This window comes from Roseateles aquae, from assembly GCF_032337115.1.
Lineage (GTDB): Bacteria > Pseudomonadota > Gammaproteobacteria > Burkholderiales > Burkholderiaceae_C > Roseateles_C > Roseateles_C aquae.
Genome location: NZ_JAVXZY010000001.1, coordinates 640,508 through 665,072 on the forward strand (window position 1 = coordinate 640,508; position 24,565 = coordinate 665,072).

10 protein-coding genes are annotated in these 24,565 nt (G+C 69.0%); all 10 read left to right on the forward strand.

What is annotated here, in order from left to right:
- Positions 1-5: 5 nt before the first annotated feature.
- The 10 genes from RQP53_RS02830 (at position 6) to RQP53_RS02875 (ending at position 24,556) form a co-directional block, all read left to right on the forward strand.
- Positions 6-4,139: a baseplate J/gp47 family protein gene (locus RQP53_RS02830; protein WP_315648518.1), complete on the forward strand. Its 4,134-nt coding sequence runs from the start codon at positions 6-8 to the stop codon at positions 4,137-4,139.
- Positions 4,136-5,008 (forward strand): hypothetical protein, encoded by an 873-nt coding sequence (locus tag RQP53_RS02835; protein ID WP_315648519.1) that lies wholly within the window; start codon positions 4,136-4,138, stop codon positions 5,006-5,008. The genes RQP53_RS02830 and RQP53_RS02835 overlap by 4 nt, the downstream gene beginning before the upstream one ends.
- On the forward strand, positions 5,005-7,716 hold the full coding sequence (locus tag RQP53_RS02840) for a hypothetical protein (protein WP_315648520.1): 2,712 nt from the start codon (positions 5,005-5,007) through the stop codon (positions 7,714-7,716). Before RQP53_RS02835 ends, RQP53_RS02840 begins: the two co-directional genes overlap by 4 nt.
- The gene (locus RQP53_RS02845) at positions 7,713-10,964 is read left to right on the forward strand and encodes a contractile injection system tape measure protein (RefSeq protein WP_315648521.1); all 3,252 of its coding nucleotides are present in this window, start codon (positions 7,713-7,715) and stop codon (positions 10,962-10,964) included. Before RQP53_RS02840 ends, RQP53_RS02845 begins: the two co-directional genes overlap by 4 nt.
- On the forward strand, positions 10,948-12,306 hold the full coding sequence (locus RQP53_RS02850) for an ATP-binding protein (protein WP_315648522.1): 1,359 nt from the start codon (positions 10,948-10,950) through the stop codon (positions 12,304-12,306). The genes RQP53_RS02845 and RQP53_RS02850 overlap by 17 nt, the downstream gene beginning before the upstream one ends.
- Entirely contained in the window at positions 12,303-14,888 is a 2,586-nt protein-coding gene (locus tag RQP53_RS02855) for an Ig domain-containing protein (RefSeq protein ID WP_315648523.1), read from the forward strand. Before RQP53_RS02850 ends, RQP53_RS02855 begins: the two co-directional genes overlap by 4 nt.
- Positions 14,885-15,214, forward strand: coding sequence for a hypothetical protein (locus RQP53_RS02860; protein ID WP_315648524.1), 330 nt, complete (start codon positions 14,885-14,887; stop codon positions 15,212-15,214). Before RQP53_RS02855 ends, RQP53_RS02860 begins: the two co-directional genes overlap by 4 nt.
- A gap of 62 nt (positions 15,215-15,276) precedes the next feature.
- Positions 15,277-16,842: an eCIS core domain-containing protein gene (locus tag RQP53_RS02865; RefSeq protein ID WP_315648525.1), complete on the forward strand. Its 1,566-nt coding sequence runs from the start codon at positions 15,277-15,279 to the stop codon at positions 16,840-16,842.
- A 166-nt stretch (positions 16,843-17,008) separates the two neighbouring features.
- On the forward strand, positions 17,009-18,778 hold the full coding sequence (locus RQP53_RS02870; protein ID WP_315649187.1) for an eCIS core domain-containing protein: 1,770 nt from the start codon (positions 17,009-17,011) through the stop codon (positions 18,776-18,778).
- Positions 18,779-18,952: 174 nt separating this feature from the next.
- Positions 18,953-24,556 carry a hypothetical protein gene (locus RQP53_RS02875; RefSeq protein ID WP_315648526.1) on the forward strand — a complete coding sequence of 1,868 codons (5,604 nt, stop codon included), beginning with the start codon at positions 18,953-18,955 and terminating at the stop codon, positions 24,554-24,556.
- The last annotated feature ends 9 nt before the right edge of the window (positions 24,557-24,565 follow it).

The following is a 24,565-nucleotide window of genomic DNA, read 5'->3' on the forward strand; positions in this document are numbered from 1 at the left end:
ACATCATGCACCCCGGTACCCAACAAGACGAACGCCTGGCCCCGCCGCTTGACCCGGCGCTGTCGCCCCCCTATCTGCGCCCCGATGAGCTTGATCTGGCCACCCGTTTGCGCCTGACGCTGGAGCTGGCGCGCAGGCTGCGCTTTGTCGACGATATGGGCCTGCAGCAGGGCGACTGGGGCGAGGTGCTGGATCAGGATTTGAGCCTGCTGCTGGCGGAGATGGCGGCCTGCCCGGCGTTGGCCGAAGAGGGCCGGGTGATGGCGATCTGGGCGCGGCTGTCGGACCGGCAGCAATGGCACTACTGCCGCCGCCTGGCCGAACAGTTGGACGGCTGGTGCGCACGGATGGAGCAACACGCCGCTGCGCCAAGCAACGAGGCCGGTGGCAGCCCAGCGGCGGCGCGCCTGCTGCAGTTGCTGCAAGGGCAGCTCGACGGCGAGCTGGGACGTCTGCTGCTGCTACTGCTGCACCGCTTCAGCGCGGATGGTGGCAACGGCCTGCCCATGCTGAGGAGCCGCATCAGCAGCAAGCACCTGCCCGCCGTCGACCAACAGCCTCCCGGCGGCGATACTGACCGCATCCTGCGCCAGCTCTGGCTGGGCCTGGCACGCGCGCGCCGCCAACTGGCCCTGCTGGCCAAGACCCTGCTGCCTGCCAGCCTGCAGCAAGGCGACCATGATCCCGCGCTCGGGGCGCTGTTGGCCTTTGCCCAGCTGCTGCAACTCAGCCGCGGGCCGCTGGACGCCTTCACCGACAGGCTGACCCGCTACTACTACCGTGACAGCCTGGGCTTCAGTCCGCAGAGCGCCAGCGCCGACCGCGTCCATGTGCTGCTGGAACGCGATCCGCGTCACAGCCGCCCGGTGCTGCTGCCGCAGGGCTGCCTGTTCATTGGCGGCAAGACTGAGCAGGGCCAGCCCTTGAACTATCGCGCAGAGCAGGAATTGCTGCTCAGCACGCTGAAGGTCGAGCAACTGCTTGCGTTGCGCCTGCAAAGTGATCCGCGCATCTCGCCGGAATATGAGTTCGGCTACGCCACCGAGGCGCATGCGCTGCAGTTGCGGCCACCGACCCCCGAAGAGGCGGCATTGCCGCGCGCACGGGCCTGGCCGCTGCTGGGCGGTGGCCCCTGCATCAGTTTCGACGAGGCCCGCCAAGGCTTGGTCCTGGCCTCGCCACTGCTGCAACTGCAAGAGGGCGAGCGCGAGATCCTGCTCGAACTGCAGCTCAACCATCCACTGGCGCAGGACAATCAGCTGCAGCGTGCCGCCGCCGATCTCGACACCATGCTGCACAACACACCAGCGCCGCAACAGGCGGCCCAGCGCGATGCAAGGCTGGCTCATGTTCAGCGGCTGTGGTTGCAAATCTTCGTGCGGCTGGCCAGCTACGAAGGTCTGTCGAGCCCGCCAGCGGACAGGCTGTCCGAGCACGCCAAGCCCTTGTCGGAAAGACTGGAGCAGCTGTGCCGGCGTCCAGCCCGCCATAGCCTGCGTCTGGCCCAATTGCGCGCGCAGCGCCACCATACGCTTCCCGCCACCGGCCCCTGGCTGGCGTTCCTGCTGGCACTGTGTCTGGAAACCCATCGCCCCGAGCTCCTGCGGCCGCGGCTGGGCCGCTTGTTCGCGGTCTGGGTCAGCGTTGGCGACGAGGAGTTGGCTGCGCATGATCTGCGCGCGCTGCGCCGTCATGCCCAAAAGGTGCTGGGCAATAACCGCGGTGCCGTGGTGCAGGTCGACAACCCGCTGTCGCTGATCTATGGCCACAAGCCGATGGAGCGCTCGCTGATCTTTGATCGCGTCTTTCGCGGTCTCTGGTTGGCCAAGCTGAGCAGTGCCCAAGGCTGGCTGCCGCTCAAGGAGGTCTACACCAGCCGGCTCGACAGCGGCATGGCGCAATCCCCCGGCGGCCGGCTGCAGCTGCGTTTGGCGCTGTCGGCCGGCGCACCGGCGGTGCAGGCCTGCACTGCCGCTTTGCATGGCGCGGGCTGGCCGGCGCTGCCGGTGCTGCAGCTGCGCATGTCGGGCCAGACCCGTGTGTTTGGCTGCAGCCTGCTGCAGCAGCTGCCGCTGGACGCCGTCCGCCTGCAGGTGCGTGTCAGCGGCGTGCGCCAGTTGCAGCTCTACAACCAGCTCGGCCGGCTCGACCCCAGCAAGCCCTTCCTGCCCTTTGGCCCCCTGCCCGACCGATCCGCCTATCTGATGTTCACCAATGCCGAACTGGCGGCCAAGCCGCTCAGCGCCCTCAGTCTGCAACTGCAATGGGCCGGGCTGCCCAGCAGTGGCCTGGCCGCGCACTATGCTGGCTATGCCGAGCCTGCCGCCGGTGTCAAGCATCCGGCCGAGCGCAGCCCGCGACGCTGGGACGAGGCCAGCTTCATGGTCCGGCCGGCGCTACTGTCCGCCGGGCGCTGGCAGGACGGCAGCGGGCGCCTGCGCCTGTTCGCCGACCAGGGCGCGCGCCAGAACATCACGCTCGATGGCGACGATCTGCAGCGCCTGCATCAGCCGATCAGCGCCGCCGGCCCGAGCGAGTACAGCCTGGCCAGTCGCCAGGGCTTTTTCCGGCTGCGACTCGAGGGCGACGAGAGCGCCTTTGGCCACACGCTCTATCCGCAACTCCTGAGCGAACGGCTGACGCAGAACAGCCGCATCAAGCAACTGGAAGATCAACAGCCGCTGCCCAAGGAACCCTACACACCGCGCCTCGAACAGATCAGCCTCAGCTATGCCGCCGAGGAGCGCATTGCTGCGCGCCAGGACCGCGGCACCCTGCCCGGCCAGAGCCATGCCAGCCAGCTGCTGCAACTCTGCCCCTTCGGCCTGCAGCAGCTGCAGCGTGGTGGCGCCGATCAGCGTTATCACCTGCTGGCCCATTGGCCCTGCGGCGGCCAGCTCTATATCGGCCTCAGCGGCACCCCTAGCGGCGGCGCCCTGAGTCTGCTGTTCCAGCTGCAGGCCGACGCTGCCGCCGAGTCGCTGGCACGGCCTCGCCCCCAGCTGCGCTGGGCGGCCTGGTGTGGTCAGCAATGGCGCGAACTCGAGCCCTACCGGCTGCTACTCGACGACACCCAGGGCCTGCTGCGCACCGGCCTGATGATGCTCGATCTGCCTGAAGGCCTGACTGCCGACTGCCCGGAGCTACCCGCCGGTGACAAGGGCCCCTTGCTCTGGCTGCGGCTGTCGGCCAGCGGCAATCTGGAGCGGCTCGCACCGGTGCAGGGTCTGTGGAGCCAGGCGGTTAGCGCGCGGCGCGTCAGCCCGGCCGGTGCTGAGGCACAAGCGGTGCTGCCGGCCAACAGCATTCAAGCCACCCAACCGGCCATCGCCGGCCTGGCCAGTGTGCGCCAGCCGCTGGCTTCCTTCGATCTTCACGAGGCCGAGAGCGAAGCACAGCTGCGCACCCGGGTGGCCGAGCGGCTGCGCCACCGCGACCGCGCGCTGACACCCTGGGATATCGAACGTCTGGTGCTGCAGGCCTTTCCCCAGGTGCAGAAGCTCAAATGCCTGCCGCTGGGCGCCGAGGGCCAGGGCCGTCGCCGGGTGCTGCTGGTCGTCGTGCCGGCATTGCCGCCGGGCCGCGAGATCGACGGCACCGAGGCGCCGCGACTGGACGCCGCCACGCTGGACGAGATCGCGGCCTATATCCGGCGGCGCGGTGTCGCCGATCTGCCGCTGCTGGTGCGCAACGCCGTCTACGACCGCATTCAGGTGCGCTGCAAGCTCAAACTCAAGACCGGCGTGCAGGCCGGTGAGCGGCTGCGCCAGCTGCACCAGGCGCTGCGCGACTACCTCTCGCCCTGGCGGCCAGGCGGCATCACCGCCCGCTTCGACTGGCAACTGCGCGCCGATGAGGTCGAGGCCTATCTGCGCGCACAAGATGGCGTCGAGGCGGTGGGCGAAGTTTCGCTGCTGCATATCGTGCGCAACGACCGCGGTCGCTACAGGCTGGACGACAGCGCGCGGCGTCCGCAGCAAAACCTGGTCACGCCCTCGCGGCCCTGGAGCCTGGCGCTGCCGACACGCAAACACCTGCTTGAACTCAGCGATACGCCGCCGCCCTCGGCGCCGCGCACCACCGGCCTGGCCCGGCTGGCGCTGGGCGGCAGCTTCATCATTGGCAGGGCACTGGCATGAAGCAGCTGGAAAACCGCAAAACACTGAAGGAGCTGTTCCGCGACGGCGCCTTGCCGAGTGAGAACGACTTTGCTGCGCTGATCGATTCGATGCTCAATATGAGCGACGAGGGGTTTCGCAAGACGCCGGAGAACGGTGAGGAAATCTACGCGCCGGTTGGCCACCACGCGCTGCTGAGCTTCTACCGCGATCAGTTCCCCGACCGCGCGCTGTGGCGCGTCGCGCTCAGTCCGGCGCGCGACCGCCTGCACATCAGCAGCGGCGATCAGAGCCAGCCGCTGCTGGGCATGGAAGCCCCCGAGGCAGAGGCGCCGGAAAAGGCCGAACTCGGCGACGTCGATCTGGTCAACCACCGCGGCCGGCTGGGCATTGGCTGCGCCGAACCGCGCGACACATTGGATGTCGCCGGCATCGTGGCCAGCAGCGGCCGCCGCGGTCGCCACAGCACCGCCAAACGCATCAAGGCCAATGGCAAGTGGCAGGACGTGATCAGCGGCTTGCAGGGCTGCCAGGGCTTTGAAGTCGTCGCCGGGGCCGGCGGGCCGCACGGCAAGGGCCATTTCGGCCTCTTGCATGCGATTGCCCTGAGCACTTTCAATCCCAGCTTCGGTCTGCTGGCCTGGTGGCGCCGCCGCCGCGGCATCCGCCAGACACAGGCCTGGTGGGGTCGCCGCTGCGACCGGCTGGAACTGCGTTGGCATGGCGGCAGCGGTCGCGGCGGCAGCTATGCGCTGCAGATACGCACCGGCTGCAATTTCGGCGACGACCAAGTCATCCAGGTTCAGCTGACCCGGCTGTGGTTCGACCCCGAAATGGCCGATTGCCGCCAAGCTGATCTTGGCGCCGGCAGCGGCGACGAGTCGCCATGAGCAGCCAGACCCGGCACGCACTGCAGGACTTGCCGCTGCCTGGCGACAAGCCCTTGCCTCAGCAGCGGGCCTTGAGCGCCCCGCAACGCCTGGCGCGCCTGCCGGCCGCGCGCGAGCAGCGCGATCCGCTGGGCTTCGATGCGCTGCGCGAGGCGGCGCTGCAACTGGCCCAGGGCGCCAGCCGCCAGCAGTGGACCGACTACAACCTGCACGACCCCGGCGTCACGCTGCTGGAAGCGCTTTGCTACGCACTCAGCGAGGACATCTTCGCCTGCCGGCAAAGCGTGCCCGAGCTGCTCGGCCTGCTGGCCGACGACGCAGGCGACGACCCCAACGCCAGCATCAGCGATGCCGCGCTGCAACGCCACGCGCTGTATGGCCGCCGCGACGCCCTGCCCTGCCGGCCCAGCACGGCAGCCGACTACCAACGCTGGCTTTACGACCTCTGGCCCGAGGCCCGCCACCTGCGCATCCGCGCGTTGCGCGACCATGCCGGCCGCGCCAGCGGGCTGTGGCAGCTCTCGCGCCAGGCCCAGCAGGCCGATGTCAACGATCAGCAGCAGGCGCTGGCCCAGACAAGCGCCTACTGGGCGGCACGCAATCTCGGTGAAGACCTGCTAGATGTGCAGCAGTTGCTCAAGCCGCGCTGGGTCAGCTTGCGTTGCCGCTTGCGGGTCGACGGCCAACGCGATCTGGCCGAACTGCTTGCCGAACTGCTGGCCCGCTGCGACGACTACATCGCCGCCCGTCCACTGCGCCGCGCGGTTGCCGAACAGCCGGACGCTCGCCGCAGCGGCCCGCTGATGGGTCAGGGCTGGGTCAGCCGCCGCGAGCTGGAACGCTGCCAGGCCGACGAACTGAAGTTCAACGACCTCGCGCTCTATCTGCGCGACACCGTCGGCGTTCTCGACGTCGACGAGCTGCGCCTGGAGGAAAGCGCCGAGCTGCGCATGCTGAGCTCGCTGGACGGCGATCCGACCGACCCCGAAGGTCCGCAGCCGCTGCTGCGGGACGCCAACAGCCTGCCGATGCGCGGCGCGGGCTGGGCCTTGCGTCTGGCCTGGCCGAGCAGACCCGAAGACCTGGAAGGCTGGCAGGTCAGCGGCCAGGGCAGCAGCGATCAGCTGCCGCTGCAGCAGCTCTGGCAGCAGTTGGAGGACGTACGGCGCACGCCGCGCCGCTTGGCCCTGCCCGAGCTGGCCGGCGCCCCGGGCCGTGACGCCCGCGAGGCGCGCGACACGCCGCCCGCGTATGTGGCCGCCAGCAGCCATCTGCCCGAGGTCTACCGCCACCCTGGCCGGCACGGCGCCAGCCTTGAACTGCGATCCGGCAGCAGCGGGCAACGCCTGCAATGGCATGCCTATCTGGCCCTGCTGGAGCAATGGCTGGCCCATAGCCGCGCACAGCGCCAGCACCTCGGCGAGCTGTTTGACATCGGCCGCGCCATGGAGCCCAGCTATTGGTGGGACCTGCCCGGCAATGCCCAATTGCCCGGGCTGGACGCTGTCGCGCCCGACCCTATGGCCACCCTGGCGCGGCCACAGGCTCAAGCGCCGGGCGAGGGCCTCTATCTGCAGCCACGCGCCCAGCTGGAGCGCGATCTGTTTGCCACCGCCGACGATGCCATCGAGCGCCGCTCCCGCGTACTCGACCAGCTGCTGGCCATGCATGGCGAGGGGCTGGACTTCCAGCCGCTGCAAGGGCTGCCCTGCTATTGGTCGGCCCCCAGCTGGCGGCGTCATCTGCTGCGCTGCAAGCAACGCTACGCCCGTCAGCTGCCCTTGCTGACCCGTGACCGGGCAGCGGCCTTCGATTACAGCCAACCCATGCTCGGCCGGCGCGACAACCGCAGCCCGCTGGCGCTGCGCCTGGCGCTGCAGCTGGGCATGGCGCATCCCTTCCCACGCCTGCTCACGCCGGCGCTGGAGGCGCTGGGCCTGCAGCTCATCCACGATGACCGCCCGGCCAGCGGCGAGCCCCCCATGGTCCACGCCGATGCTCAGCACGAGCCGCTGCATCTGCTGCCAGGCAGCCGCCCGCCGCGGCGCGGCGCCGAGCTCCGTGCCAGCTGGCAACTGCTGCGCCGCCATCTGCCCCGGCTGCGCGATCCCTTGCCGGCGGCCCTGCTGCGCAGCGCCGTTTATGCCGAGCGTTATGTTCTGCAACACCATCAGGGCATATTGAGCCTGCTGCTGACTGGTGAGAGCCGCGGCCAGCAGTGGCAGCTGGCAAAGGTCAACAGCAGCCAACAGGCCTTGCAGCTGGCCACCGAGCTGCACCATCTGGCCTGCGCACTGCAACGCCATGCGGAGGGCCTGCACCTGGTCGAACATCTGCTGCTGCGCCCCCCGGGCCACGACAGCACCAGGCTCGACGGCCTTCACCGCGCCAAGCTCAGCCTGCTGCTGCCTGGCTGGACCGCGCGGGGCGCCGACGCCCGCTTCCAGGCGCTGTGCCGCGACGCCTTGCTGATGGCCGCGCCGGCCCATCTTGAAAGCCGCGTATTCTTTCTGCAAGCCGAGGACATGGCGGAGTTTGAACGTCTCTATGCCGGCTGGCTGCAGGCCAAGGAAACCCACTGCAAGCTGCTGCAGCGCGGTGCACTGGACGGCCCCATGACCGAGCAGCTGGCCCAGCAGGCCGCTGCACTCACCGCATTTTTACGGCCTCTGTGGGCTCGCCCTGAAGCCTCTGGCAGCAGCGCATGAACAGCAGCCACCGCATCGAAACAATCAGCTGGGAGGCCCGCTTTGAACATGCACGGCTGGCCCAGCAGCAACAGGAACGCCTGAGCCGCTTCATCCATCAGCAAGCCCTGCCCTGCCTGGCAAGGCGTTTTGACGCCTTCAGCCCGCCCGACGAGGTCTGGACGGTGGACCGGCTGGAGATCGACATCGGCCAGTTGCGCGTCCAGGACAGCCCGGCGCAATGGCTGCAGCAATTCGACGCCGCGCTGCAGCGCAGCCTGGCCAGGCTGGCCGCGCAAGGCGTGCACGGCCTTCACGCCGGCAGTGCCGCCAGCGCCGCCAGTGGCGCCACTGGCAGACCATTGGCAGCGGGGCGGCAAAGCGGCGCCAGCCACGAGTTGGGCCAGTTCCTGTACTACCTGCAGCATGGCCTGCTGCCCTGGGGGCTGCCGCTGCGCTCGGCGCGCGATCTGGCCGGCTGGCTGGAGCGCTTGGCCTTGCAGCACGGCCCACGGTTGTGGCAGGCGCTGCAGCAACTGATGCCACCGGAGCCGGTGCTGGCGCGGCTGGCACTGATTGCACCGCACGCCGGCCTGCAGGCGCTGCTGAGCGTGCGCCACCGCGAACTGGCCGAGGCGATGCTGCTGCTTGACGAGGCCTGGCTGGCCCCCTTGCAAACGCGCGGCCGCCTGAGCGCCTACCAGGTGCAAAGCCTGCAGCAGCGGCTGCGCGCGGCCGGCCTGCATGCACTCTGGGGCCTGAGCGGTGGCGCGCTAGGCGGCGCACGACAGCGCCGCCTGCTGGGCGAGCTGCAGGCCAGCCATGCCGAGCTGCTGGGCCCGGGATGGATCTCGCTGCAGCGAGCGCTTGAGGGTCAGGTCTTGCCCCGCCAGCCCGGTTCTGAGCTGGCCGCGGCGATGCTGCGCGCCTTGCTCGGTGTGGGCACCGCCGAGCTCGCCATAGCCGCGGCGCCAGCAGAGCGCCAGGCGGAGTCCATTGCCCGGCAGGAACACGATGAACCATCGCCCGCAGTCACCAGGCAGGCCGAAGCCCCCCTGTCGCGCCTGGCCCAGGCGGCCTGGCGACGACTGCAGCAGCAACTCGACGCCTGGGCCGCCGGGCGAGCGCCGGCCGGCAGCGACCTTGCCGCTTTCAGCACCGCGCTGGCCGAGCTGCACCGGCAGGCCCCTGCCGGGCTTCGCCACAGCTTGCGCGAGCAGTTGCGCCGTCGCGCCGCCCGCCGTGCCTGGAGTCAGGCGCTGCCGGCCGAACACAGCTGGCCGCTGCTGGCGCTGCTGGCCGATCGCGGCGAGGCGAGCTCCGGCAAAGCGCCCGGCAGTACCCGGCCGCAGAACCGGACAGCGCCACCGCAATGGGCTGACTCACTGCGCCAGACTGCCCTGCAGCTGCTCAGCCATTGTCCTGCCGAGCAACGCCCCGGCCTGAGCACGATGCAGTCGCTGCTGCTCGAGGCCAGCCTGGCCTATCTGCTTGAGCATGGTCGCGCACCCAGCAGCCACAGCGCCTGGCTGGCCGTCTGGCACGGCGCCTGGGCACGCTGGCAGCGGCCGGAAGCCCCGGCCGCGGACCAGGCGCTCGGCCCGGCCGCAAGCGCCAGCGAGCATGAGCGCGATCAAGCCTCCGCCCGGCTCCCCAGCAAGAACCTGCCGGTCGAGCAGGCCGCCCTGCTGCGTCTGCAACGCCTGCCCTGGCTGCCAGGCCTGATCGCCGTCTGGCAACCCGGCCCGGGCCCCGCCTCGGCACCAAGCGCCACGAGCGAGACCGACAAAGCTGCAGGTATCAGCACGGACAGCGGCGCGCCAAGCGACCCCAGCTGGACCCATGCCGGTCTGCGCCGCTGGCTGTGGCAGGAGGCCGAGCTGCTGGCTGCGCTGCCCGGCGCAGCCCTCACCGAAGCCGGTCTGCGCCGCCACTGGCAGGCGCGCTGGCCGCGCAGCGGACTGCCCCATCCGCAGGCTGCCATGCCTGCCAGCAACGCTGCAGATGTGCGCGCGGGCGATAGCGCGCCGAAGGCTGCCACGGAGCACCCCAGCCAGGCGCTGAACGACGAGCCTGAGCACCAGCCATCTGCCGAGCCAGCCCGCGCGGCGCCATTGGCCGAGCAGCTCCAGCAACTCTGGCAGCACTGCGAAGCCCGTCGCTACGGCCCGACCGACCGGCTGCGCCTGGCCGAACTGCTGGAGCGTCCAGAGGACTGCCAGCAATGGTGTACCCAGTTTGACGAGGCGCAGCGCTGGCGGTGGCTGGCGGCGCAGTTCGGCGACAGCAGCGCCAACTCGCTGCGGCGCGGCCTGGATCAGCTGCTGGCCGAGATTCAGCAACCACAGCCCAGGTCAATCGCGCAGGCGGATGAGCAGCAGTCTGCGCCGTCATTGCCGCCCTCAGGTGAAAGCCTGGGCCACGGCGCAAGAGCACCACAGCCCGCTGTGCCCTGGTGGCCCTTGCTCTGCGAGCACCTGTTCGTGCTGGCCGGCCCACCCGACGCAGCGGCACTGCGGCGCCACTACCTGAATGCCATCACCACACCGGCCCGCCCCAGCAGCGCCAACGCCAGCACCGCACAACCCGCGCCAACGACGGCGCCGCAGGCGGCAGTCGCTGGCTTGACGACGGCGGCCATCGAGTCCGCGCTGGCCGGCGATCCGCCGCCCGCCGTCGCGCCAAAGCCGGTCTCGGCAGCGCGCCCGGTGGCGAAGGCGCCGGCGCCCGCCCCCCGCGGCCCGCTGGCGGCGCCGATCTGGGTCGACGACGCGGGTCAGGTCCTGCTCGCCGCCTATGCCGAACGGCTGTTCAAACACCTGGGCCTGATCGAGGCCGGCAAGTTTGTCGATGCCGAGGCGCAGGCGCGCGCGGTGCTGTGCCTGCAGGCCTTGGTGCGCGGCGAGGCGCCCAGCAGCGAGCCGCTGTGGCCCTTGTCCAAGCTGCTCTGCGGCCTGGCCCCGAACGACCTGCTGCCGGCCTGCGAACCGCTCAGCGCCACCGAACACGCGCTGCTGGCCGATTTGCTGGTGGCCGTGATCGCCCACTGGAAGGCCATCGGCAAGACCTCGGTGGCCGGGCTGCGCGAAAGCTTTCTGCAACGCGAGGGCCGGCTGGAGCGGCAGAAGGCCAGCGACGGCGAACCGCCGCCCTGGCGGCTCAAGGTGCAGCCGCGCGCCTTTGACATGCTGCTGGATCGCCTGCCCTGGGGCTTCTCGATCATCAAACTGCCGTGGATGCAAGGAGTGCTGCATGTGGAATGGCGCTGACACGGCGCATGCTCAGGCGCTGGAGCTCGAACTCGACTGGCTGGCCGAGCTCTTGAACGCGCGCCTGGAGCAGCATTTCCAGCAGACGCCGCTGGCGCTGACGCTGCCGCCGCCCGCGCTGCCGGCCGGCAGCGAGCTGGCCCGCGTCCACGCCGAGCTGGCCGAGCTGCAAGGCCTGCCCAGCCTGAGCGTCGAGGAACGCCTGCTGCTGGCCCTGGCGCTGGCGCCGCATCTGCGGCCGGCCGCGCTGGACCTGCTCTTCATGCGCAACCAGAACCTGGAGCGCGGCTTCACCGAGTTTGGCGGCATCAAGAGCCAGACCCATGGCGGCTTCATCCCCACCGGCGAGACGGCCGCCTTCCTGATTGCCGGCGAATCGCTGGCGCGCCGCTTTGCGCTGCTGGCCCTGTTCGACCCCGGCCATGGCTTCGCCCGCCGTGGCCTGCTGCGCCTGGAAGCGCCGGCCAATGGCGAGCCGCAGCTCAGCGGCCTGCTGGCGGCCAGCCCCGAGGCGCTGCAGCGGCTCTCCACCGGGGTCTGGCACAAGCCCGACTACAACGCCCAGTTCCCCGCCAAGTTGATCAACAGCCCCTTGAGCTGGGACGATCTGGTGCTGGCCCCCGAGGTGCTCGACGAGGTGCGCCAGCTCTGCGCCTGGCTGCAGCACGGGCCGACGCTGATGCAGGGCTGGGGCCTGGCGCGCAGCCTGAAGCCCGGCTACCGCACGCTGTTCTACGGCCCGCCCGGCACCGGCAAGACGCTGACCGCCACGCTGATCGGCCAGCAGGCGAAGCTTGACGTGTACCGGATTGATCTCTCGATGGTGGTGTCCAAATACATCGGCGAGACCGAGAAGAATCTGGCCCGCGTGTTCGACCAGGCCGAGACGCGCAACTGGGTGCTGTTCTTCGACGAGGCCGATGCGCTGTTCGGCAAGCGCAGCGCCGCCAGCAATGCCAACGATCACCACGCCAACCAGGAAATCGCCTATCTGCTGCAGCGGGTCGAGGACTTCCCCGGTGTCGTCATCCTGGCCAGCAATCTGCGCGGCAATCTGGATGAAGCCTTTTCAAGACGATTTCAATCGATGGTCTATTTCCCCATGCCCGATCCCGAGCAGCGGCTGCGCCTGTGGCGCGGCATGCTGGCCGGGCAACACCTGGCCCCCGATGTGCGGCTGGACGAGATCGCCGAGCGCTACGAGCTCTCCGGCGGCGCCATCGCCAATGTGGTGCGCCATGCGGCGCTGAGCGCGGTACGCCATGGCCGCGAGCAGGTGCGCATCGGCGAGCTGCGCAGCGGTCTGGCCAAGGAACTGCGCAAGGAAGGAAGAACGCTGTGAACCCCGCTCACCTGAACGACCGCCGCCCGCGCTGGCCGCGCCTGATCGCCACGGCGCTGTGGCTGGGCGCCAGCCTGAGCGCCACCGCCAGCGAGCCCGAGGCCGCCGCCACCGCCACCAACGCGGCCAGCGCCGTGGACAGCGCCGCCAGCAGCAGCCCCGTGGCCCCGCCACGCCCGGCCCAGAGCGCCAGCCTGCCATCGATGAAGACGCCGCGCTGCCAGGCCGGTGCCAGCGAGGCCGCATGCTGCTGCGCCGCCAACCCGCCGCTGCGCCTGGATCTGCCGCCGGTGCGCCTGCCTACGGGCGTTGTCGGCAAGGACTACAGCCGCCAGCTCAGCGCGCAAGGTGGCCAGCCGCCCTACAAATACCGGATCAGCGGCGGCGATCAGCCCGAGGGCCTGGCGCTTGACGAACAGGGCAAGCTGAGCGGCAAGCCGCTCGTCGTCAAGAACTACAGCTTCACCGTCACCGTCAGCGACGATCAGGGCCGCAAAGGCCAGCAGGCCTACAGCCTGAGCGTCATCGCGGCGCAGGCCGCCAAACCCGCCGCCGCGGCATCGTCGCCAGCAACGGCCACGCTGAAAGCCGTCTCGCCGCGCGAGGCCCAGGCCAAGGTCCCGGCACCGCGGCGGCCGCAGGTCGAAGTCTTCAAGCTCGACGCTGCCACCTTGAAGCTGCTGGTGCCCACGCCCGGCCCCGAGGAGGAGGAAGCGCTGAAGCAGGCTGCCGCCAAGCAGGCCGAAGACGAGCGCGTCAACGGCGTGCTGATCGAAGCGCCGGCAACAGCGGCAGCGGCCGCCTCGGCCCCTGCCGCCGATGCCCCGCCGCCGGCGCCCGGGCCGCTGGAAAAACCGCAGATCGAGCAGCTGCTGCAACTGCTGACCCCGCTGCTCAATGTCGAGTACCCAACCCAGCAGCTGTTCGAAGCCGCCCTCGATGGCCAGCTCTGCCAGTTCGTTGCCGAGCTGACCCGCGTCAGCGCCGGCAAGCAGGGCGTCAAGCCGCCGAGCAGCGAAGAGTTTGCCCGCGCCTGCCCGCCGACCGACTGGCCGCGCCGCCTCGCCGAGGCCCAGGCCCGCCGCGCCCGTGTGGCGGCGGATCCGGCCAAGGCAGTGGCAGCGGCCAGCCTGAAGCCGGCCACGCCGGACATCAGCTGGCAAGACCTGGCCCCCAGCATCATGCCGCCTGAGCTGCGCGCCTGGCTGATCGAGCGCAGCGGGCGCAAGTACCTGCTCAGCTTTGACAAGAAGATCGCCTGGGACGGCAAGGGCTGCGGCTGCGTGCAGGAGGAGATCGGCGGACAGATCTACGGCTTCTTTCCTGACTGGTGGTCCAGTGGCAAGCCGCAGAAGATCGACTTCAGCCGCCTGCACCGCGTCAGCGTCTTCGGCCTGGCCTTCAATGACGACGGCAGCCTGGCCCTGCCCGAGCATATGGAGCCGGGCTTCAACGATTTCGTCCAGCAGGCCCGTGTGCACGGCACCGAGCTGGACCTCACGCTCTACCGCAATGACTGGCAGTTCCTGAAGAACGCCGACCGCAACGAACGCGACAGCATGGTCGAGCGGATGATCCGCGAAGTGCCGGGCCGGGCCTTGGGCGTGATCGACCGGCGGTTGGACGACTGGGCCTCGCGCATCATCGGCGTGCTGCCCGGCCTGAGCCGGGCCACGCGAATGGGCGACGGCATCACGCTCTTTCTCGACAAGCTGCCACCACGCAGCGACAAGGCCTGGCGTGATCAGTTCGATGCCTTCTACAAAAAGCTGGTCGAAGGCCTGATCGCCACGCTGCGCAATGGCCCCAACGACTACACACTGAACCTGGTGATCAGCGACCGCGAACTGGCCACGCCAGGCGCCTTCGAGCTGGACAATCTGTTCGACTACCTGCGCCAGGCCGAGGAGCCGACGCTGCTGCGTGGCCGTATCCATGCGGAAACGGCCGAGTACAAGAGCAACACCAATCTGACGCTGCGCTTCATCGTCACGCTGTCTGAGCCCACCGGCGACAGCAAGAAGGCGCTGCGCATCAAGCTCGATCAATCGACCGCCATCCGCGGTGGCGACCGGCGCATCTTTCTGCGCAAGCTGATCCCCATGGTCTCGCCGCGCAGCAAGGGCGGCCAGCAGTTCGGCGACGACCTGATCTACTACGACGACAACTATGGCGGCGTCGCCTTCTGGCCGCTGCCGATCAAGGAGGTCTCGACGCCGGTCGACTTCGATCAGAACTTCGACACCGCCTTCCTGACCGGCTCAGTCAGCGACTTCAAGCTGGCCGTGCGCGGCTGGGTCTGTGAACACCGCTGGCCGCTGCGTGCCGCCTTTGATCTGTTGCTGATGGTCGGCGCCGGCTGCTGGCTGGCCATGGCCTTGAACTGCGCCTGGCGCGCCCGCTGGGGCCGCTATATGCCGCTGGGCGCGCTGCCGCCGCTGGCCGTCGGCGGTCTGCTGTTCACCTTCGACCCGGCGCTGAAGCCGCTGCGTGAAAGTCCTTTCCTGCTGTGGACCCTGCTCGTCGTCGTGACGATCTGGGCGGTTTTGGCGATGCGAAGAACCCAGGTGGAGAAACCATGAGCACGAGCAAGCAAAGACTCTCAAGCCCGGCCCGGGCGGCCGCCCCGCTGCAGGCGGCTGCCGCCAACGCAGGTGGCCTGGCCGCCGACGCCAGCAGCCCTCGCCAGCTGGCCCAGGGCGCGCAGATCGCGCAGCTGGAGCGCAAAACCAAGGGGCATTCGCGCGGTGCCTCGCATTCGACCACCGGGCCAACAGGCAAAACCACCTCGCACCAGCCCGGCAAGGGGCGCACGGAAGACCCGCGCAAGAGCGCCGCCAAGAACCGCAAGCGCGACCGCATGCTGCAGGCCAATGTGGCGAACTCGATTGCCAAGGACAAGAAGTGAGCGCCTCGTCCCAGCAGATGTAGCACGGGTCGTTGGACCCGCGCCCATACGGAGCAACCGCAATGAGCAACGCCCCGCGCCAACGCCTCGCCGCCGAGCCTGCCGGCCCGCAGCGCTCACCGGCCGCCGACGCCGACACGGCCGTCGCCCACGGCGGCGGCAGCGCCCTGCCCGCCTGGTCCGACAGCCCGCGCCAGCTGAAACAGGCCGAGCAGTTGACTCAGCTGCAGCCTGCCGCTGCGCCCAGCGCCACGGCCCAAGGCGGACTGCCCGATGGCCTGCGCAGCGGCATCGAAGCCCTGTCCGGCATCGACATGTCCGGCGTGCGCGTACATCGCAATTCCACCAAGCCGGCAGCGCTGCAGGCGCATGCGTATGCACAGGGGCAGGACATTCACCTGGGGCCGGGGCAGGAGAAGCATCTGCCTCATGAGGCCTGGCATGTGGTGCAACAGGCACAGGGGCGGGTGCGGCCAACGATGCAGATGAAGGCGGGCGTGCCGGTCAATGACGATGCCGGCCTGGAGCGAGAGGCGGACGTGATGGGGGCGAAAGCCACACAGATCGGGTCCGTTCCTAGCGGGACGTCAAGGCCGACGCGCGCACCGAACGCAAATGGTGGCATTCAGAAGGCCGCGATTCAACGCAAAGTCGGATTCGAGATCGAGGTCCTGCCCTACAGGATTCAAGAGAGTGACGAGCGCCAGTTGGCCAAGGCTGAGGTCTTGCACCAGGCCGATGGCTGGAAGCTGACCCCCGATGGTCATACCGATGACAACTGGACGCCGGAGTACGTGGTGGCGGCTATCGACGAGACGACCAATGCCGACCAGATCCCTGTCGTTCTGGGCCAGGTCGCGGCCCACGCCCGGGACCAGCTGCAGACGCCGCAAAGCTGGAGCGCTGGCCAGGACCTGACTGTCTATGAAGACATGGACCAGGAACTGGTTGGCAACTTCCATGTCACCGGAGGCTTGCGGCTTAGTCGGCTGGCGCAAGTCATCAAACTGCTCTATCCCGGTGACGAGGCGCTGGCCACGCGCGCGGAGGGCACTCACTACTTCGACGAGAACTACAAGAACGTGGTGGCGCTGATCGCCCTGCAGGTCGCCGACCTCGTCAACAACCCGGGGCAGGACGGTGCGTCGGCGAAGCAGCGTGTGAGCATGCTGAGCCGCACCGATCTCGGCCTTGTACTCGCCAAGGTCAAGGGCTGGAAGAGGAAGGAAACCTTTGTCGCCGATGTGCTGACCGCATCCCAGGTCGCCCGCAATGCACGCCTGTTCAACCATGTCTTGCCCGGTTCTGGCGGAAGCGGAAGGACCATCGACGACCAGCAGAACCTTACCGTCAGCCAGTGGTTGGACCAACTCTGGACCGGCGCCGACTATGTCTGGAGCGAGACCGCTGACGACCAGGGCGGCCACTTCCCGATGGAGAGGGTCGGCCCGAGCACCCTGGGACATCGTGCGGAGGGCGTGATCCTGGAACTCCGAGCGCTTCAGGAGCAGGGCGTGTACTCCCCTCGCGTGGACGATTGGGCCGATGTTGGCGTCAAGTACGCCACGATCTTCCGGATGCTCAATGATAAGAAGACCAACCCCCAGATTCGAGCGGCGCTTGAATGAGCACGCAAGCCGCGCGAGGCTCCAGACGCCGGCGGAGCGCCCCCTCGTTCAAGGCTACGGCGCCTGAGCGGGGCTGGCGTCCTCGTCGCCCCGTCGCTCGAACCAGCGTGGGTGAATCCATGAACTCCGCGGCGCCAGCCCAACATCCCATCACCTCCCCATGAGCATGAAACGCGCTTCCAGCAAAGATGGCAGCCAACTGTCCGTCAGCACCTCGCGCGGGCCGGCAGCAGTTAGCCTGAAGCCCGCCAAAGGCACCGCGAGCCCACCACCCAGCAGCCCTCGACAGCGCAAGCAAGCCTTGCAGCTGGCGCAACTCCAAGGCGGCGGCAGCGCTGCCTCCCATGCCAGTGCTGGCCTGCCAGAGCCACTGCGAGGCGGCATCGAGGCCATGTCTGGCATCGACATGTCCGGCGTCCGCGTCCATCGCAATTCGAGCAAGCCGGCAGCCTTGCAGGCGCATGCATTTGCGCAAGGTCGCGACATCCATCTCGGGCCGGGTCAAGAGAAGCATCTGCCGCACGAAGCCTGGCATGTGGTGCAACAGGCGCAGGGCCGCGTCAGACCGACGTTGCAGATGGCCGGCGGTGTTGGTGTGAATACCGACGCTGCGCTGGAGGCCGAAGCCAGCAGCGTCGGCGCGCGTGCCCAAGGCCTCGGCAGCGCTGGGGCAACGGGCATGGCGCTGCGCCCCTTGAACGTCGGCGCTGATACCGTCAGCCGCTTTGCCTCCAGATTCAAGGGCAAACGCGATCCGGCCCCGCGGAAGTATGAAATCACCGAACAGACGCTGGATGAATACATCGGCGCGATCGAAGCGGGCGAGTTCACGGACGACGACGTCATCGAGACCTTCAAGGCGGCCTTCCAATTGGCCAACATCGGCAGGGAAGACGCGCAGTTCGTTGAAGACGCTTGGCAGGAGGCCTACAACGCGTTCGCCAAGCGCAACATTGAGTTGGAGCGGCCTGACGCGGCCGGTGGCGTCAAGAAGAAGGACTTTGCGAAATCCAACCCGCGACCGACGCTCACCGTCAAGCTGCTGCCGGACATCGTCGACCGCATGGAGCAGATGGTGCAGGCACTGACCGCCCTCGACAAGCGCTTCGCCGCCCTCAATCATCAATCACTGGCCAACAACCTCAGCTTCGTCGTCGACATCAAGGGCGTGCCCGAGTACGCCGGATTTCCGGAGCTCGTCATCGACGGCGCACAGAAATGGGCCGGGCTGGGCGTCGACATCGGTCAGTTCTTCAGCGAATTCGATCGCCTCAACAAGATCCCCAGCAAATGGGTCGCCGAGACGGCCGGCGGCATGATTGGCGCGATTGCCGAAATCGCTGACGCGCTGCGCGCGCCGGCCCCCGGTCGCGACAGCGTGAAAGGCATGCTGGGCGGCGAATACCTGGGCTATGCGGCCGCTGACCTACAGAACAACCCAGGCGCGCTGGGCGGCGATGATCTGCGCCGCTTGAAGGCGACCAGCGACGTCGCAGAGCAGCAGCGTATCCTCGCCTCACTCAAGCAGGACGTCGACCGCCGGGAGCTCCGTGCCAATGGCGATGAGTACTACATCGAGGTCAAGGACAACGCGCACACCGCCCGCGTCAAGCACAGCGGTGGCGCGCAGGTCGACCGGCTCTGCGCCGTCGTCGCCAAGATGAACCGCGATGCCCCGGGGCCGCAGCGCTTCGCTGCCCTCTCGCTGGCCTCAGGTCGCGGCTTCCAGGAGCTCTTCCTCTCAGGGGTCGGCCAGATCTACATCCATTTCGGTTTGCACATCTTTGTTGAGGGCAAGCATTACACGCCCGAGGACATCAGGGCGCTCTGGGACGACCATGCCGGCGAGCGCGCTGCCCAGTTGCTGACCAAGAGCAAGGCCTCGGCAACGAACTACAAAAACGCCGGCGACCTTCGCCCACCGACGGGTGTCTGAAGCGCAAGGTGTAGCCACCATGAGCCAGCCCCGACCTGAGCAGGTCCATACGGTCCGACGCCGGGCCCGGCAGCTTGGCACAGCTCTAGGCCGGCGCTTGCATGGACGGGGCTGGCCACGCTCAAGGGCCGAGCGGCGCAGGCCCGCTGACGCAGGCGCCGCAGGTGACGCAGCATGACCCCCCTCGCTGCTCCGCAGCATGCCGACGGTGGCGCCGCGCGAACCTCGCTACCGGCCGCCGAAATGGCTTACCGTCCAGCTTCGGCCGGCGCTGAACCCAGAAGCGCCTGGGCCGACAGCCCCCGCCAACAGCAGCAGAGCGCGCAGCTGGCTCGCTTCAGCCCGGCGGCCACCGCTCCCGGTGCCGATCAAAGACAGGGCGCGCCAGGCCCGCTGGGCACAATAGCTCAGCAAGGCCAGCACAACTCGGTCCTGAGCAAGCCTGGCGCTGCGGCAGGCACCGCAAGCGCCTTACGCTCCGGCGCGGTAGTGCAACGCGGCGGCGGCAAGGGCATCGCCAAGAAGGACGCGCCGCCAGCACCCGACGACGCCAGCCTGTTCGGCGACGGCCCGGCCTGGGCCGAGGTCCGTGGCGTCGAAGCGGAAAGTGCGGCGCGAGCGCGCCATGCCACCGATGAGGCGGTCCATGACCATTGGACCGGCATGTTCTGGAGTGCGGTGCCCAGCTTCAGAATTCTCGATCCGGAAGCCGACGACGGCGACGTGGCAGACCTCGACCAGTCGATGCTGGCGATCTATGTGCGCGACACCATCGTCGACAAGCTCGATGCCGCCTGCAATACCGCGGTCCAGCTCGAAGGCTTCCGGCTCGACTTCGTCACCGGCCTGGTGACCATCGCCACCATTCGGCTCGGGCCGATGCTGGTCAAGGGCGGAGGGCGCAGCGTCCTCAGCGGTGGTGCCTCGATCAATGGCGTCGAAGCGGAATTCACATTGGCCGACCTGTGGCGCGCCTATCGCAAGCAGGCGATGCAAAGCGCCGTCACCATCCGTTTCACCTCGATCCACTTTCCGCGCCTGCAGATCGCTGCCGACAAGGCCGATCAAGCAGACAAAGCTGCCAAGGCCGCCCAAACGTCCGAGGCATCCCCCGCGACAGCCAAGCACGAGTCCGCCAGCAGCGGCGCTTCAGCGCCGGTCAAGCTTCCTGACACGTCATCGGACACAGCAGCGATGCCGGCGCCAGTCCGACCGAGCGAGCCCACCGCCACCGAAAAGCCCGATGCGCCGGCATCCTCCGCGGCACAGGCCCCACCCTCGGCGGCAGTGGTGCTCAGCGTGCTGGACTCGCTCAAGCTCGGCTTCCATGTCGACGCGGTCGAGCTGCAGGTCTTCCAGCAGCAGGGCGATGATCTGCTGCTGGGCGTGCTGGTGCGCAGTGGCGCGCTACGTCTGCAGGCCGGCGGCGCCCTGCGCGACGCACTGCTGCCGTTGACCAAGGCCAAGACGGTGACGCTTGATGGGCAGGACGTTGAGCCCGCCGCGCTGAGGGCCAAGATCGAGACCGGCGCGCTGCGCGGCGGCCTGTTTGCCAGCATGCGCAGCTGGGACCCGCAGAAGATCGCGGCGATGCGCGAAAAGTATCTGCGCCCCCTCCAGCAAGCTTTGGCGGACGCAGGCCTCACGCCGGCCCAGACCCACGACATCCAGGCCGCGATCGAGTTTCTGCAGGGCAATGCGAAGGCCTTCAAGGAGCACGAAGTACGCAAACAGGCGCAGGCCAGCGCGAGTGCCGCCGCGGAGGAAGAAGCGCGCCCCGAGCAACGTCGCCTGGCCCGCGAGCGTGCCGAGCAACTCGGCCTCACCCGGCCCAGCCGCGACGCGCCGGTGCTGAGCAGCCTGACGGTCGAGGACATTCATGCCGCCGTTGTCGGTGCCAACACCTCGCGATCCGGCGAAACGCGGGCGCGGCTGGCCATCGGCCGCATCCGCGGTCGCCAGCTTGGGCGCGAAACCGCGACCGACACCGTGGGCATCGGCGCCATCGACATCGAACGCATCGAAGCACGTCTGCTGCATCAGCAACTGGGCCTGCAGATCGGTGGCGTCATGGCCAGTGAGCTGCGCTACGGCAGCGGCGGCAAGGCCGATGATCCTCTGGCCGGCGACGTGCTCGGTATCGACAGGCTCAGTCTTGGCCGCAGTGCGGCCTCGGTGCGCGTCAGCGAGCCGTCGCGGCTGGATCGCAGCACGCTGCACGCGCAGGCCCATCTTGGCACGCTGGAGGCGCGCGGCATCGGCATCAAGCGCGGCGACACCGCCCTGCTCGCACAGCAGGCCAGCGTCAGCGGCGCCGATCTGGCCGCCACGCGCCAGGGCGGGCAGCAAGGCCTCAGCGCCCGCGGGCTGGGTCTTGACGTCCGCGACTTGACCGCTGCCAGCCAGGGCCAGGTGCTGAGCGTCAATGCCCTCAATCTCGCCCCCAGCGCGGCGCACCTTGAGCGCGATACCGCGGCTTCCTCGGGCAAAGCTGGCGCCAAGGCCGGGACGAGCACGGTCGTCCGCGGCGAAACCGGCGCCCTGTCGCTGGGTGGCGTGCTGCTGGAGGATCCGCAGGCACACAGCCAGGCCAGCATCAGCGCCCTCAGCCTGGGCGCCGCCGAGATCACTGGCCGGCAGGACAACGCCGGGCGCGAGGCCGATCTGAGCCTGCAAGGCCTGGCCAGCGTTGCCGACGATGTAGGCCTGGCCAGACCGGGGATGTCCGCTCGCGTCAAGCGGGTGCACGCTGGGCCCGTAGAAGCCCGGCTGGGCAGCAGCGCTTTGGGCAGCAGCGTCGAGCTGGGGCTGGAGCGTGCCGGCCTGCGTGGCCTCAGCGCCGGCCAGACCGGCGCAAAAGGCTTGCCGCCGAGCAGCCTCGACATCAGCGAGGCCTCGCTAGGCGGGGTCAAGGCCATCGCCCTCGACAATATCGCCCTGGCCGGACTCGAGCACATCGACGTGCGCGGCGTGGACCTGCGCAAGCACTCGCCCCTGCCCGGCCCCCCGGGCACCGAGCAGCGCTGGCAGCAGCAGACACTGGCGGCACGTGCCGGCCAGATCAGGCTCGATCGGCTTGAACTCGACACAGCGATGGGCGGCGATGAGGCCGCGCCGGATCGCCGCGGCCTCACCCTGGCCGGGCTGGGCCTGGCCGATGCCCATCTGCAGCGACGCACACGGAGCGATCGCCTCAGCTACAAGATGCAAAAGGCGATCGCCGCGCGCGACAAGGCCATTGCCAATGCCGAGCAGCAACGCGCCATCGCACGGCGCCAGGCCGATGACCAGCTCAAGGCCGCGCTGGCCCAGATCGACCATGACGAGCAAGTCAAGCAGGCAGCACCTGGCCCCAGCCAGGCTGGCAAGGCCCAAGCGCTACCGGCCCGAGCGGCAGTGGTAGCGCCCAGTCCTGCCGACAAGCTGCGTGCCAAGGCCCGCGCCAACCATGAACAGGCTCTTGCGGCGGCCCTGAAATCCTGCGAGACGGCCAAGCAAGCTGCCGCCGCCGCGTTTGCCAAGCGGGAGCAGGTGCTGGCCAAACGTGAACGCGAGGGCGTCGAGAAACGCAAGGCCGGCGTGCACAAGCAGCAGGGCAGCGACGTCGACGTCGGCGCGCTGACGCTCTCCAGCATAGCCGCCGAGCTGAGCGGCTTCGAGGCCGGCCGGCCCGCCGTCGAGCACATCGATGTTGGCACGCTGGAGGCGCGCGGCGCCGCCCTGCACAAGGCCGGTGAAGGCGACGACAGCAGCCTGACGGTCGAAGTTCAGCGCATGCTGCTCGAACTGGACGAAGCGCAGAACGGTGCCGTCCTGCTGTCGCTGCGCACCGGCAAGGACATGCTGGAGAACCTGCTGGGCGACAAGTCCGGCGCCACGGCCAACTTCATCGGCGGTGTCGATAACACACAGCTGGATGTCCGGGTCGGCGTCATCGGCGGGTTCGTCGATCTCGCCAGCGCCGCCGCCAGCTTCGGCAAAGACACTTCATGGCGCACCAAGAAGCTGATCGAGAAGCTGCTGAAGGGGCTCCATGTCGGCGGAGATATCGCTCGCGACAAGCGTGCTGCGGCGCATGAACAGCCGCATCTGCACATCGTCTCTGGTGTCGAATTCCAGCTCGAGCAGCTGGGACTGGAACGTTTGCACAAGGCGCAGAAAAAGGTCTTCGTCGGGCGCAAGGCGATCGGCGAAAAATCCCAGGGCGGCGTGCATCTGAAGCACCTGCTCGAGAGCGGCCTGCAAGCGGCGATCGACCAGGCCATCGTCGGCCCGGGCACCGAAGCCGCACGAGTGCCGGCCAGCGATGGCTCACCGAGCGCCGAGGCCGCGCTGGGGCTGCGCCAGCTGGGTGGCGCGTCAGTCCGCGGGCTTGATGTGCGGGACGTCCATCTCGCCACGCAATCCGGCAGCCAGCCCGGCAGGGTGCCAAGCCAGGCGCTGCATCTGGGCGTCGGGCGCGCTCGGCTCGGCGAGGTCGGCGTCAGCGCCGAACGGGTGGCACCGCTGCAGCAGCTGCTGCAGACGCTGGGCCGCGCGATGCTGGGCGAAAAGCCTCCGCCCAAAACCCCAGCCGAGGCCCCACGCAAGGGCCCGTCCGACGCCGACCTGCCGGCCGCAAAAGTCCCGGCATCCAGCGCCACCGGGGCCAGTTCAGGCCCTGTTGCCGCAGCGCCGACCAAACAAGACACGCCGCTGGATGCGCTGTTCAAGGCCTTTGAGGCCTTGCTGGGTGGCGGCAAGGCCCATGGCGGCGCCGGCTCAAGGGGCGCGGCCCGGGCCGACGATCTGCCTCAGGTGCGCCGCTTTGCAGGCGCCGACGGCCATGCCTTGGGTGTATCGGACACCACCGGCGACGGCAGTTGCGGCATCCATGCCATGCTCGGCGTGCCGGTCTGGAACCCCGAGCTCCAGCGCATGGAGTACCGGCATGCTGACCCGGCAGGCAAGCGCCGCGATATCGCCACCGTGCTGCGTGCCCACGACGCCCGCTATCTGGCCGCCTATACCGAGCACCTGACCACCATCCTCAAGGACATCTGGAGCAAGGTGGCGCGCGCACGGGCCAATGGGCAGGCCGACGATGCGAACTTCGACATCCATGACCGTCTGCTTTGGGCCGGCCTGCGGCGTGTCGACGGTGTGGAGGCCGCGCTCGGGCGAGCCGAACAAGACGAAGAACGCGGCGCTCCCGCCTTGGTCGAGGGCGTCAGAGCGGCGATTGACCGCTACGTCGCCGGCATGCGGGCGGCCAGCGCCGACTACGACGCGGCGCGCCTTGCGCTGGCCGACGCGCTGATCGCCAGCAACGCTCCCGCCGACGCCGACTTGCGCGGGCGCCTTCAGGCGGCCGTGGGTAACGCCGGCCGCATTGCGCTGCTGCGCGCCGAGCCCGCGGCGACGCTGCGCCGCGCCGTCAACAACCATGTCGACCATGTCCGCGCGGCCGTGCGCGCGGCCCCGGCGATACACGCCGACGAGGCGGCGCATCGGGCGCTCGAAGACGTTCCGGTGGCGCCCTACCGCGCGGTCGTCGTCGCCAGGCGCAACGCCTTGCTGGATGCCTATGCCGGCATCGTTGAAAACGCCGGCTACTACCTCGCGCCGCCTGACCTCGCCGTGCTGGCCGACCTCGAGCACAGGCAGTTGGTTCTCTATCGACAAAGCCATGCCGCCCCCGGCCAGTACGAGGAGATCATGCGGCACGGTCATGCCGGCGACCCGCTGACGCCGATCTTCCACGGTGGCGCGCACTATGAGCGCGCGCAGCGGCACTGACTCATGCAG

Excerpts from the sequence above, each read along its gene's own strand:
- RQP53_RS02830 (WP_315648518.1), top strand. The coding sequence starts at position 6 with ATGCACCCCGGTACCCAACAAGACGAACGCCTGGCCCCGCCGCTTGAC.
- RQP53_RS02870 (WP_315649187.1), top strand. The coding sequence starts at position 17,009 with ATGAAACGCGCTTCCAGCAAAGATGGCAGCCAACTGTCCGTCAGCACC.
- RQP53_RS02850 (WP_315648522.1), top strand. The coding sequence starts at position 10,948 with ATGTGGAATGGCGCTGACACGGCGCATGCTCAGGCGCTGGAGCTCGAA.
- RQP53_RS02845 (WP_315648521.1), top strand. The coding sequence starts at position 7,713 with ATGAACAGCAGCCACCGCATCGAAACAATCAGCTGGGAGGCCCGCTTT.
- RQP53_RS02865 (WP_315648525.1), top strand. The coding sequence starts at position 15,277 with ATGAGCAACGCCCCGCGCCAACGCCTCGCCGCCGAGCCTGCCGGCCCG.
- RQP53_RS02840 (WP_315648520.1), top strand. The coding sequence starts at position 5,005 with ATGAGCAGCCAGACCCGGCACGCACTGCAGGACTTGCCGCTGCCTGGC.
- RQP53_RS02835 (WP_315648519.1), top strand. The coding sequence starts at position 4,136 with ATGAAGCAGCTGGAAAACCGCAAAACACTGAAGGAGCTGTTCCGCGAC.
- RQP53_RS02860 (WP_315648524.1), top strand. The coding sequence starts at position 14,885 with ATGAGCACGAGCAAGCAAAGACTCTCAAGCCCGGCCCGGGCGGCCGCC.
- RQP53_RS02875 (WP_315648526.1), top strand. The coding sequence starts at position 18,953 with ATGACCCCCCTCGCTGCTCCGCAGCATGCCGACGGTGGCGCCGCGCGA.